The sequence below is a fragment of the uncultured Gemmiger sp. genome (assembly GCA_944388105.1).
Taxonomy (GTDB): Bacteria; Bacillota; Clostridia; order Oscillospirales; family Ruminococcaceae; genus Gemmiger.
This window is the reverse complement of record CALXHN010000072.1, coordinates 1-11,036: the sequence shown is the minus strand read 5'-3', so window position 1 is coordinate 11,036 and position 11,036 is coordinate 1. Positions and strand designations below refer to the sequence as shown.

The following is an 11,036-nucleotide window of genomic DNA, read 5'->3' as shown; positions in this document are numbered from 1 at the left end:
AAGGTAAACCGCCCGGTGATCTCCTGCCAGGTACCGTATCCGAAATGCTGTGCCACCTTTTCGGGGGTGGACAGGTCAATCTCCTGTCCTTCAACCGGGGCCCAGTCGAAAATATATCCGATAGGATGTCGCATAAGCTCCGGCCCTTTATTTTCGGGATCGTACAGGGCCTTCATCATCCAGGCGCTGTCCCCTTCCACCGCCTCGATGGCGTCCTGCAGGGCCTTGATCTGCGCCTCAGCGTCAGTCTGGTGCTGCGCAATCGCGGCGGTAAGCTGGGCAAAGTATGGGGCTGTGTCAAGGTCTCCCATGGGGGCCGCCACCACCCCGCAACGGTCCGGGTCCAGACGGATGTCGGTGATGCGCTGCTGGGAAATAGTCTGCGTGTTTTTGGCAACGAAAAGGTTTGCCAAACCGAGCTCCCACGTGGTGGCATCTCGGGTCAGCGTCGGAGGCTGCGGGCTTTCGGCGGCGGTTCCTTTGACCACATACAGGTCAATGCTGCGTACGCTCCGGGAATCGTCCAGCCGCGCCACGACTGTGTCGATTCGGTCCAGCTCCTCGGATGCCTGCACCACCAAAGTTCGCCGGGTTTCTTCGATGCCCATGGCGCCCTGGATGTGGCACGTTCCGGGTTCTACGGCTACCTGCATGCCGGTGTCAACCACTACCTGCAGCGCGTTTGTCGGGCTATAGAAAACGCCGTCAGAGAAATAGTTGGAAAAAACTTTTCTCAGAAATTTGCTGTCCACGGCTCGGTCATACTTCGGAAGCCCTTCCTGATCGTAGGTCACTTCGGAAGTGAACGGGTAGCTTTGCATTTAATAAATCAACCTCGCTTTCTTGAGTTGGGTCAGCTTTTTGTCGCCCAGCTCAATTTCAATGGTGTGGTTTCCTTCCTTGAACACCTCGCGCACGGTGATAATGCGAGCTTGCATGGTAAGGCCGATGTCCGATACAATCACGTCTACCAGGTCTCCCAAATCCCAATCCTGCAGGTAAACAAAACCGGAAGCGGCGGCCTGAATATCCACGTTAATGATGATGGTGTAGTCCAGCAGCTTGTCAAGCCCGATCTGCTGCAGGCCGGCCAGATATTCTGCCTCTGTCTGTTTATCCGGGTCCCATCTTTCGCTGCGGGCATCGACGTACAAAATCCGCTTGTATCCGCCCCCGGATAAATCGACGTATGCGACCTTTCGGTTTTCGGCCTGGTCCTGTCCACAGACAATGGCATAGTTCTTATAGTTGCTGGTATCGGTAGAGGCATCAACCTCGGTCAGATTTCCGAACCCGTCCGAGAAGGTCACAAACGGATTGACCGTCTGTTCTTGGGTTCTGTCCAGCCCCTGCCAGACTTCGGCGGTGATGGTGTTGGCCTGATAATTGTACCGGCAGCGCAGGGAGTGCTGAACCGTCTTGAGTTTGGTATAGGCCACAGTGGCCAGCTGGCCGCCTGTCTCCTGCCAGACCGCGGCATCCGTACGGATTGCCGGGGCATCTGCCACTGTCAACAGCGGAATGTCGTCCTTGTACCGCCGCAGCATTGCCACTACAGAAGCAGGAATGGAACCTGAGGCATAGTATGTAGGATAGACCGCCTTATCGTTGAGGATGGCCTCCAGGAAATAGCCGGACAACTGGATAAACCGGCCCTTGATCGTTTCGGTCAGTTCGACTTTTTGGATGATGCCAGTCTCAGGGCGGTCAGGGGTGTACAGATACGCCATTTCCGGCATGTAGGCCGCTGCAGCAATCTGAACGCTGAACTGGCCCACCGTGTAATACTCTCTCGTCCACTGAAGATTGAAGTACGGCAAATGTTCCACCAGCGTCTGAAACCTTGAATCCAGCGCCTTCAACTGCATCTTCACACCCCCAGATACTGTTTGTTGTAACGGATGACTACATGGAGGTTATTGTCCCCATATTCAGCTTCATAACTGACAATGTTGGTACCCGGCTGCAGCTGAAGACCAGTGAAATTGCTCGCCCGGTCCACTTTGTTGAGCACATTCTGTCCGTTCTTGGTGATGCGGATCCTGCGCGGGTTGGTGGTAAGAAGAACGACATCCCCCTTTTCCAGCGTATCAATGAGACGGACATATGCGCCATCCTTGATGATTTTGGGATTGGTCACCGTATCATCCGCTGTAATTGTAATGATGGGATAGGCCGGGGCATCTCCGTCATAGTCGAACACCACCCGCCGGGAGAAGTTGGCCACATCCACCAGCACACCATAGTCCGGGTGGTCCATATATGGAAATCCCCAGCGCGGGGTGATGGCGGCGATGTCCTGGTTGAAGTCGTCGGTACTTTGCCAGTAGGATTCCGGAGCCAGGAAGGTAACCGACCAGGTCTGCGGCACACAAAGCTTCTGGCTGGGCACATCGTGGGTATACAGTTCCGCCGACAGCCAGTGGGTTGTCCCCATATAGCTGAGGTAGACCTTGTAAGTGTACTTTGGATTGAAGAAAGCCATAGCCTGACGGCGCAGGATGTCATTGACCGAAGCGTCCAGACAGGTAGCTTGCAGTTCCAGCTCCCGGGACTTCACATGCTTTCCGGTAACAGTCTCACCGTCGTCAGTGGCGTTTGCCTCGGTGAAAAGTTCATATCCTGGTGCCGATGCACCATTGATCTTGGTCAGCAGCCAGTCGGTACCGTCGGCCACCAGTTCCCGGTTATCGCTGCGCACAATACGTGCACCCACATACTTGTCCATCAGCGTCCTCCTGCCAATCCGCGTGTGGCCTCGATTCGGGCCGTCCGGGCGATTTCGTCCGGGGCCTGCATGGGTCGGTTGAAGATGAGATTTTGGGTAAAGGATGCAGGGGCGGGATTATAGCCAGCGCCCGACTCAGATACCTTGACTTGCAATCCGGATAGGCTACTTTGCAAAGCAGACGCCATTGTAGCACTCAGGTTTTGCATGGAGCCGATCATCCGGTACTTGTTTTCATCAATTCCCCGGGCCATTCCCTTCAGGAAGTCAGGCATCCACTTTTCGTATTCGCGCAGCGGGCCCACATCCGGGCGGCTGAAATGCAGATACGAAGCCGCCGTGGAAGCAATGTTCTTGACCGCGCTGGCCACCCCAGCAATGTTGGACGTAATTCCCTTGATGAATCCAGAAATCATATCCTTGCCCCAGGCCATTGCCTGAGCGGGCAGATTCTTCAGGTAATTGACTGCCCCACTGAAGCTGTTTTGCATGGCGCCGGTAATGCTGCCCGCCATACTGGCAAGGCCATTGCCCACCGTTTTGATGATCTGGCCGCCCAGGTTCAACCAGTTGACGGCGGTGATCACATCGGCCACCGCCTGCATAATGTTCCCCATATTGGCAACGATGACAGGCAGCGACTGAATCAGCCCCTGCCCCAGCATGAGAATCAGCTGACCGGCAGCCACCAGAAGTTTGGGGGCGTTATCATTGATGATTCCGGCAATGTCGGACACGATACCGGGCACATAGGTGATAAGAGTGGGCAGCGCAGCAATCAGGCCCCGGGCCAGGTTGAGGATAAGGTCAATGCCCGCATCCACGATCTGTCCGAAGTTTGCCCGCAGACTGCCGGTGAACTGCGAAATCAGCGGCAGAGCCTGAGCCAAAAGCTGCGGAATGCCCTGGGCAAGGCCTTGCCCCAGTGCCGCAAGGAGGGCGGTTCCGCTTTGGATCACCTGCGGCAAAGCCGTGTTCAAGCCATTGATCAGATTGGTGGTCATACCGTTCTGGAACTGCGCCAGGAAGGACGGAAGCTGGGCTGCCAGCTGCGTGCCCATCTCCTGCACCAGAGTAACGACCCCGCCGGGAAGCGCCTTTAGGACGTTCCACACGGCTGGCAGAAGATTGCCCACCAGGAAGGTGGTGGTGGTCTGGGCCAGGGCCTGCAGTGACGGAGTGATATCCTGTCCCAGAGTCAGGTTGCCCAGCACATTCTTGCCCGCCGCCACCATGGAATTGAAAGAGCCGGACAGGGTGGTAGCGGCCTCCTTGGCCGTAGTGCCGGTGATGTCCAGTTCCCCCTGGATGACGTGAATGGCGCTGTACACATCGGCCAGGCTGTTGATATCGTACTTCACGCCGGTGATTTTCTGGGCATCCTTGAGCAGGCGCTCCATCTCGGTCTTGGTTCCGCCGTAGCCCAGCTTGAGGTTGTCCAGCATGGTGTAGTTCTGCTTGGCGAATCCTTGGTAGGCGTCAGTGATGCGCTCCATGTCGGTGCCCATCTTGTTGGAGTTGTCCGACATATCCCGCATGGCCATATCCGCCATATTGGCGGCGGCCGCAGTGTCTCCACCCAGGCTCTGCAGCAGGCTGGCCGCAAAGCTTGTGGTCTGTTCCATGTACTGATTGGCGCTCATGCCGACGGTACTGTAGGCCGCCGCGGCGTTGGCCTTGACCGTGTCGGCGCTGTCTTTGAACAAAGTCTCGATGCCGCCGATACTTTGTTCCAGAGCAGCGCCCTCGGTGATGGTAGAGGCCAGGGCCTTGCCGATGGCCGCCGCCGACACAATGCCCAGCACCTTTCCCACCAGATTGGAGCCGAAAGTCTGGCCCGCACTGGTACCGGCAGAACCGGCTTCCCCGCCCAGGGCCTTGGTCAGGCTGCCCTGGATGCCCCGGGCGGAAGGAATGATCTGCACATAGGCTTTCGCCAGTTCAGTGGCCATGTGTTTCACCTCCCAGGATGCGGGCCCTGGCCGCTTCGTACTCTTCCGGTGTAGCGTAACCGGTCACCGGGCCGCTCTGGCCGCTTTCGATGCCCATCAGCAGGTTGAACACCGACGGCGGGCATCCCCGGCCATGGCGGGCGTCCTCGGTGTTCTGCCACACCAGCAGTCCCACCCGGTCGGTGATGGATGCCAGCAGCATGGTCTCGGGGTCAGCCTTGGCGCCGCTCATCTTCATCCGAATGCGGGACGTTTCCCGCAGCCCCGCCGCCAGCACGGCCGCCAGCGGCAGCGGCAGCGTGTGCCAATCCAGAACACCGTAGGTTTCGGCCATATCACAGGTCAGAGCGTCGGCATCGGTGGCCAGCATGGCGGCGAGGGTCATCAGTTTTTTGCGGGCTGACAGGCCTCGAAGATTTCCTGGAGCGTTTCGGCCACTGCCTCGATGGGCACCGTCCCGCCGGGGGTGCGCAGATGGTCGTACAGGGCTTTTTTCTGTTCCCTGGTCAGCAGCAGCCGCATCACGGTGCTCAGCGCGGCGCCGTTGCCCTCATCCAGGTCGGCCAGAGCGTCCAGCAGCTCCATGTTTTTCAGGCGTTCCTCTTCAATCTCAAGGCAAAAACCGCTTTTCGTGGTCACCTGGCGCATCAGGCGCTCACCCCTTTCTTGATGTACTCATAGTGGGTCTGGCCGTCCTTATCCGGCGTGGCCTCGATGGTGATGCCGTAGCCCAGGGCATCTTCATCGGTGTAGACGATTTCCTCCAGCTCGGTGATCTTGGCGCTTGGGATGACGATGCGCTTCATCACATTGCCGCTGAGGATCATCTCCACCACCCAGGCGTAATACTGGTTTTCCTTGCTGTTGACCTTGACGGTGATACCGTCCTCCAGAGTGCCGGAAACGTTTTCGGGGCTGTACACCGTCTTGAGGACTTCCACGTTTTTTGCCTCGATGAGTTTTACCTGGAAGGTGTCGGGCTTTTCGGTCTGGTAGCTGTAAACGGTATCGCCGCCCCAGGCCTTGATCTTGTCACTTTCCGGGGAGTTGGCGTTGGTCAGGCCGTCATCCGAGATATACCCCTGGTTGATGAAAGCCTGGTTCAGCTCCGTAGTAGCATCGGTGGGCAGAGCCGTGCCCAAAGGTGCCCGGAACACGGATCCGCCGATTTTAGGCTTGCCGGTAGTGACATTCTGTGCGTTGTTGTTTTCCATCTGTTTCCTTTCCCGCGGTTACAGGGCCGCGTTCTCGAAATAGGTGATTCCGTACACCGCCTGATAACGGCGGCGCTTGGTAGTGGTATCGTTGAAAGGGTAATCGCTGTTCAGCTTGGCCGCGCTGACCGCCGGGTGTTCCGGCAAACTGTCCATGGCCGCCTTGACTTCCTCATTGAGCAGGGCCGCCTTGTACAGGGTGTCCGCGTAACTCTTGACGGCCAAAGCGGCGGAGTCGATATGATCCTTGCGGTCGGAGCCGGTCTTTTCCACAACCACAAAAGAAGCCGGCGGCCCCTCCGGCACTTCCGTGCACACGAGGACCGCCAGCTTTTTGGCCAGCCAGTCTTTGACGATGAGTTCGATCATGGGTTCCTTACCCTCATTTCAGGGCTTTCAGAAGAGTGTTGTTTTCGGCGTTGTCCCGCTTGGCTTCGGCCGTATCCGTCCACACCATGGCATTGACGCGGGTCTTGCCGGTGTAGGTATCGGTAGCATAGCCGGTGCCGCAGCGGGCGCGGATGGCCAGGGCTTCCTCGGCACAAGCCGTCTTCATCTCCTCCGATTTGAGCAGGGCGCGCACCCCGCTGCGGTTGAGCACCACTTTCACTTTAGCCATAACGTTCTACCCTGACCTTTCTGTTCCAGTCCAGCGGAAGCTGGGCTTCGATATATTCCTGGGCGGGAGTGTAGACCCGCCAGCTCCGGCCGAAGAAGTCCACCCGGCAGTCCTCCCACTGGTGGGCGTCCCCCTTGGGCAGGCAAAGTTCATAGGCCGCCCGCTTGCCGTACAGCTGCAGATCCTGCACCACCGCGTCCGCCGCCACCGGGGTGACCAGGACGTTTTCCACGGTGGTGGGTGTCTCGGTGTATTCGGCGGCGCCGAAGGGGTCCGCCCCTGTTTTGGTGCGTTCATACAGGATGACCGGAATGCCTTTAATCAGGCTTGCCATACAGCTCAATCACCCCCATCCGCTGGCGGCGCAGGCCCAGACGGTCCAGCTCGCTTTTCTTGATGAACAGCCCGCCCCCAGGCACCAGGAAGGTACCGGAGGCCGTATAGCCTCCGGCGCCCTGGCTCATCTGGGTCATGGGCTCCTGGTCGGTGGAGGTCATCAGCGCCCGGGCCACCACATCCACCGTCACGCTCTTGGCCACTGCGGCCAGATCCTCATCGGCGGCGATCATGGCGTCCAGGTCACGGCCCCGCTTGCGGGCTTCGGTGCGCAGGGCAGCGCAGACCACCGGAAGCAGGGCTTCAGCCCGGTCCTGTTCCTGGCTGCTCATAGGCCGCCACAGGGCGGTGATATCGTTGACCTGGGCATAGATCATTTTGCTTTCCCCTTGGCGGCGGGCTTGGTGCCCGTGGAAGCCGTCTTTTTGGTGGTGGTCCTGGCGGCGGGTTTGGCGGCGGCCTGCTTGGCCGCGGACGTTTCAGCCGCCGGGGCGGTCGCAGATTCGGCCTGCTGTTCCTTTTCCTGACCGGTCGGTTTGGCGGTGCCCAGCAGCTCCCAGCAACCGCCCGTCAGCTGTCCGTGGGTGCGGATAATGCTCCCCGTGCGGGTGTTCTTATACTGGTACATGGTGCCCTCCTTACTCTTCCGACTTCACCACGCGGGCAAAGGCGCTCTTGTCCAGAATGCCCCAGCCTACCCAGGCTTCGGTGCGCAGCACCACCTCATTGGTGCGCTTCAGGTCGCCCTGGCCGTCCGGGTCACCGTATTCGATGATCTCCATGGGGACCTCATCAGAGTAACCCCACTTAAAGGCTTCCTTGAAGTCGCCCACATAGGCCAGGGCCTTGTCGTTGCCCTTGGTGACGGTGGTGTTCACGTCGCAGGCGGTGCCCTTCAGCATACCGGGGTTGCCGCCCATCTCAAATTCGGGGAACTGGGGAACGCCGTTCACCGTGTAGTCGCCCAGGGCAGCAGCAAAGGCCTTGGACAGGGCGTAGCCGGTGACATCGTTCTCATCGATGGCGGCCACGGCATCGTTGAGGGCCGCCTTGGGCTGGCCCTCGGTGTACTGCACCGAGGTGACGGTGTCCAGATGGTTCTCGCCGATCTTGCCGGAGGCTTCCAGGTCCGCCGGGTTGACGCCGTGCATGGCCATGATGTCGATGGCACGGGCCACCTTCTTGGCGAAGCCATCGTTATAGGCCTTGAGAATATCCAGCTGCTTTTCTTCGGTGGTGCGCAGGAACTCATTGCTCACCCGGTGCTGGTAAACGATCTTGATTGGGGTGATGCTCACCTTGCCGTGGGTGGCACTGCCGGCGGGCTTCTGTTCGCCCTCGCCCACGATGGCGCACTCGCCGTCCAGGTTGAAGGTCATCACATCGGTGCCGGAGAAGGGCACGGGAATCTGTTCGGACAGCTTCACCAGGGTGGAGTGGCCCTTCACCTTGCTGAAAACGTCCTTGACCAGGTCGGGGGAAAACAGGCCCGCGGAAGTAGTTTTGGTTGCCATAGGTTTTAGTCTCCTTTCATCTTGTGCAGCAAATCTTTCAGGCCGGCGGTGACCCCGTCGGGTTCGCCGGTCTCGGTGTCACGCAGGGGCGAGGCCGGGTTTTCATTCCGGCCCAGCAGCTTGGCAAGGCCCTCGGCATCCTTGCGGATGTCGTCCTCGGTCTCACCGGTCAGACGGCCCGCCAGCTCGTAGGGAATGCCGGTCTCACGGGCGATGCGCGTTTTTACCGAGTCGGTCTCGTAACCCTTGATCTTGGCATTCAGTTCGGCCACGGTCTTGTCGTAACCGGCGTACTTCTTGGCGGCGTCGGATGCTTCCTTGGTCAGGGCGGCGATCTGCTGTTCCTGCTCCGCCGTCTTCTGCTTCAGGGCATCGTAGTCGCCGTACTTTTTGGCCTGACTTTCCCGCTCTCGTTTGAGGCGGTCGGCGATGGCGGCTTCAAACTGTTCCTGGGTGGTGATGGGTGTAAATTCTGCCATAGTTGTCTTTCCTTTCTTCCCACAAAATTGCCCGGTGGTATCGGGAGATATATACAAAAAGGCCCCCGCACCCCAAGGGTGCAAAGACCTTTCAGTAACTGATTTTCTGGCGTCGGCGGCTCTTGGCTTCGGCGCACTGCCAGAAGGCCAGGATTACACTGTCCAGCAGTTCGATGTGAACATCTTCTTTTATGGCCTTGTAGCCGAAACCGCCGCCCGAACCGATGGCCCGCTTTTCACAGTTGGAGGCGGACTGTGTCAGGCTGGGCTGGCCCATGTGGCAGATGGTCTTGGCGAAGAGTGCTTGCTCAAAGGCAGCGTTGGCGGCGATGATCTGGCGCACCGAAGGAAGCATCGGGGACTTGAGTTTTGCCTCCTTCATAGCGTCCGCCAGCAGCTGCTGGCCTCCCGCGCCGTCCACCGCCACCCCGGCCAGATCCGCTTTGGCCCGAAAGTCCACCATCCATCCGCAGCCGGCGCGGGCAGGGCGGCAGTCGATGCTTTCGAGGAAGATCTTGCCGGTAGCCGTCTTGACCGCGATGGAGAGGGCGGCGCCGCTGCCGTCGTGTGCGAACTTGATCCCGGCGTACAGCTTGCCCCGCAGCCCCGGCAGCTTTTGGCACTGCAGGGCATCCCACTCGGCTTGGCTGATGGCGCTTTTCAGACTGTACCGCAGCCACAGGCCCAGGCGCTGGATGTTGAAGTCCACCACGTCCGAGCCGATCTCATCGGCGATCTTCCGCTCCGTAAGCACGGTGCCCAGGCTGGGGTTGGTTTCGTACCAGGCTTCCACGTCGTGGGGATCGGTCTGGTGGTCCACGCTCCATTCGGCCCAGAAGGTGTTTTGTGTCTTGCCCTGCAGGGCGTCATTGCGCAGATGGAAGAACACAGTGCCCGAGCTGACCGGTGTGGGCGGAGTGCCGCAGAAAATGGTCTGGGGGTTGGCGCTGTCCGATACCACATACTTGAGGGCGCTTTCCTGTTCGTCGGTGTATTCCTGGGCTTCGTCAATCACCAGAAGGTCGAAGCCTTCGCCCAGGCCTCCCTTGGCGGAGCGGGTGCGGAAGCTGATGGTGCCGCTACCTTCATCCAGCAGGGTGATGCACTCCATGCCGATCTGTTTGGTGTAGGTGTAGCTCTTTTTGTACGTCTGCCCCGCCTTGGGGCGCATGACCTCGGTAAAACCCGCCTCATTGAGCAGGGCGGCCAGCCGTCGGGACGCGGCGGTACTGGTGGTGGTTCGGTGGGCGGTGTGGAGCATGTGCTCCCCGTTTTGCAGGCCATACAACTCCCGCATGCCCACCACTTCGTTTTTTCCGTTGCGGCGGGGCACGCTGTACCCGCACTTGGTATGCACCCACAGGCCGTCCTCCCCCACCGCCATGATGTCGCACAAAAGAAGCAGCTGCCATTCCTGGGCGGTGCGCCCGGTGGCAGCGTACAGGTCAGCGGCTTCCTGGCCTTTGGTATCGGTATAGGGCAGCACCACCGAGGCGGTGGGCGTCTGGCGGCCCCGGCGCGGCTGAGGTGGTTCCGGCTGGGGTTCCGCCGGGGCGGTTTTGGTTTTGCGGGGTGCCCTTGTCTGCTTTTTTGCAGCGGTCTTTTTTGGTTTGGCGGCCTTGGACTTGGCGGGTTCCTTTTTCCTTGCTGCCGGTTTGGTCTTGGCGGCTGCGGTGCTCATAGCTGCACGGCACACCCCCTTATGCGTGGTTTGGCTTGCCGGGATCCTCCCGAGCCCGACAGGTTTGGATTGAAATAGAAAATCGCCCTTGCAGTCAACTGCAAAAGCGCATGAAAAAACCACGGTGCGGATGCATCGTGGTTGTGGGTCTGTTTCTGTTATGCTTCGGGGATGAGGGCAAACAGCTTATCCCCCAGGGCGGCATACTGGCTGTACAGCCGCTGTGTTTCGGCGTCTTCCCCCTGGGAGTAGTACACTTCGGAATCGCGGACCGCGTCCAGCAGGGCCAGAGCGTCATCCTCCGCATAATCCTGGCCGGGTGCAAAGACAATATTCCGTGCTTCCAGCAACGCCACTTCCTGCGGCGTCAATTCAATTTTCATGTTTCGAGCGCCTCCAGTTTCTTGCGCGTTTTAGAATGGGTCGGGTAACAGGTGGCGATCACGCCCGTTTCCGGGTTGATGGCCAGTGTTGCATGGCGTCCCACCACGGTAATGGAGGGCCGCCCCTCCT

The 11,036-nt window shown here is 59.3% G+C and carries 15 protein-coding genes and 1 pseudogene; all 16 read right to left on the bottom strand.

Features of this window, described 5'->3' with window-relative positions; genetic code table 11:
* Positions 1 to 653, bottom strand: a pseudogene (locus tag Q0K17_RS08435) (hypothetical protein); the annotation flags it as partial.
* A 168-nt stretch (positions 654 to 821) separates the two neighbouring features.
* Positions 822 to 1,868 (bottom strand): siphovirus ReqiPepy6 Gp37-like family protein, encoded by a 1,047-nt coding sequence (locus Q0K17_RS08430; RefSeq protein WP_294542180.1) that lies wholly within the window; start codon positions 1,866 to 1,868, stop codon positions 822 to 824.
* Between the two features lie 2 nt (positions 1,869 to 1,870).
* Positions 1,871 to 2,728 carry a phage tail domain-containing protein gene (locus Q0K17_RS08425; RefSeq protein WP_294542177.1) on the bottom strand — a complete coding sequence of 286 codons (858 nt, stop codon included), beginning with the start codon at positions 2,726 to 2,728 and terminating at the stop codon, positions 1,871 to 1,873.
* Entirely contained in the window at positions 2,728 to 4,680 is a 1,953-nt protein-coding gene (locus tag Q0K17_RS08420; protein ID WP_294542175.1) for a hypothetical protein, read from the bottom strand. Before Q0K17_RS08420 ends, Q0K17_RS08425 begins: the two co-directional genes overlap by 1 nt.
* The gene (locus tag Q0K17_RS08415) at positions 4,670 to 5,065 is read right to left on the bottom strand and encodes a DUF5361 domain-containing protein (RefSeq protein ID WP_294542172.1); all 396 of its coding nucleotides are present in this window, start codon (positions 5,063 to 5,065) and stop codon (positions 4,670 to 4,672) included. The genes Q0K17_RS08420 and Q0K17_RS08415 overlap by 11 nt, the downstream gene beginning before the upstream one ends.
* Positions 5,065 to 5,265, bottom strand: coding sequence for a hypothetical protein (locus Q0K17_RS08410; RefSeq protein WP_294542170.1), 201 nt, complete (start codon positions 5,263 to 5,265; stop codon positions 5,065 to 5,067). Before Q0K17_RS08410 ends, Q0K17_RS08415 begins: the two co-directional genes overlap by 1 nt.
* A 62-nt stretch (positions 5,266 to 5,327) precedes the next feature.
* On the bottom strand, positions 5,328 to 5,894 hold the full coding sequence (locus Q0K17_RS08405) for a phage tail protein (protein WP_294542167.1): 567 nt from the start codon (positions 5,892 to 5,894) through the stop codon (positions 5,328 to 5,330).
* A gap of 18 nt (positions 5,895 to 5,912) precedes the next feature.
* The gene (locus Q0K17_RS08400) at positions 5,913 to 6,263 is read right to left on the bottom strand and encodes a hypothetical protein (protein ID WP_294542165.1); all 351 of its coding nucleotides are present in this window, start codon (positions 6,261 to 6,263) and stop codon (positions 5,913 to 5,915) included.
* A gap of 13 nt (positions 6,264 to 6,276) precedes the next feature.
* Entirely contained in the window at positions 6,277 to 6,513 is a 237-nt protein-coding gene (locus tag Q0K17_RS08395; RefSeq protein WP_294542163.1) for a hypothetical protein, read from the bottom strand.
* Positions 6,506 to 6,847 carry a hypothetical protein gene (locus Q0K17_RS08390; protein WP_294542160.1) on the bottom strand — a complete coding sequence of 114 codons (342 nt, stop codon included), beginning with the start codon at positions 6,845 to 6,847 and terminating at the stop codon, positions 6,506 to 6,508. Before Q0K17_RS08390 ends, Q0K17_RS08395 begins: the two co-directional genes overlap by 8 nt.
* The gene (locus Q0K17_RS08385) at positions 6,831 to 7,226 is read right to left on the bottom strand and encodes a phage Gp19/Gp15/Gp42 family protein (protein ID WP_294542157.1); all 396 of its coding nucleotides are present in this window, start codon (positions 7,224 to 7,226) and stop codon (positions 6,831 to 6,833) included. The genes Q0K17_RS08390 and Q0K17_RS08385 overlap by 17 nt, the downstream gene beginning before the upstream one ends.
* Positions 7,223 to 7,477, bottom strand: a complete 255-nt coding sequence (locus tag Q0K17_RS08380; RefSeq protein ID WP_294542155.1) for a hypothetical protein — start codon at positions 7,475 to 7,477, stop codon at positions 7,223 to 7,225. The genes Q0K17_RS08385 and Q0K17_RS08380 overlap by 4 nt, the downstream gene beginning before the upstream one ends.
* A 10-nt stretch (positions 7,478 to 7,487) precedes the next feature.
* Positions 7,488 to 8,363, bottom strand: a complete 876-nt coding sequence (locus Q0K17_RS08375) for a phage major capsid protein (protein WP_294542153.1) — start codon at positions 8,361 to 8,363, stop codon at positions 7,488 to 7,490.
* A 5-nt stretch (positions 8,364 to 8,368) separates the two neighbouring features.
* The gene (locus Q0K17_RS08370; protein WP_294542144.1) at positions 8,369 to 8,842 is read right to left on the bottom strand and encodes a hypothetical protein; all 474 of its coding nucleotides are present in this window, start codon (positions 8,840 to 8,842) and stop codon (positions 8,369 to 8,371) included.
* Positions 8,843 to 8,933: 91 nt separating this feature from the next.
* Complete coding sequence (locus Q0K17_RS08365) at positions 8,934 to 10,523, bottom strand: terminase large subunit (protein ID WP_294542138.1); 1,590 nt, start codon at positions 10,521 to 10,523, stop codon at positions 8,934 to 8,936.
* A gap of 158 nt (positions 10,524 to 10,681) precedes the next feature.
* Complete coding sequence (locus Q0K17_RS08360; protein ID WP_294542137.1) at positions 10,682 to 10,906, bottom strand: hypothetical protein; 225 nt, start codon at positions 10,904 to 10,906, stop codon at positions 10,682 to 10,684.
* Positions 10,907 to 11,036 lie beyond the last annotated feature (130 nt).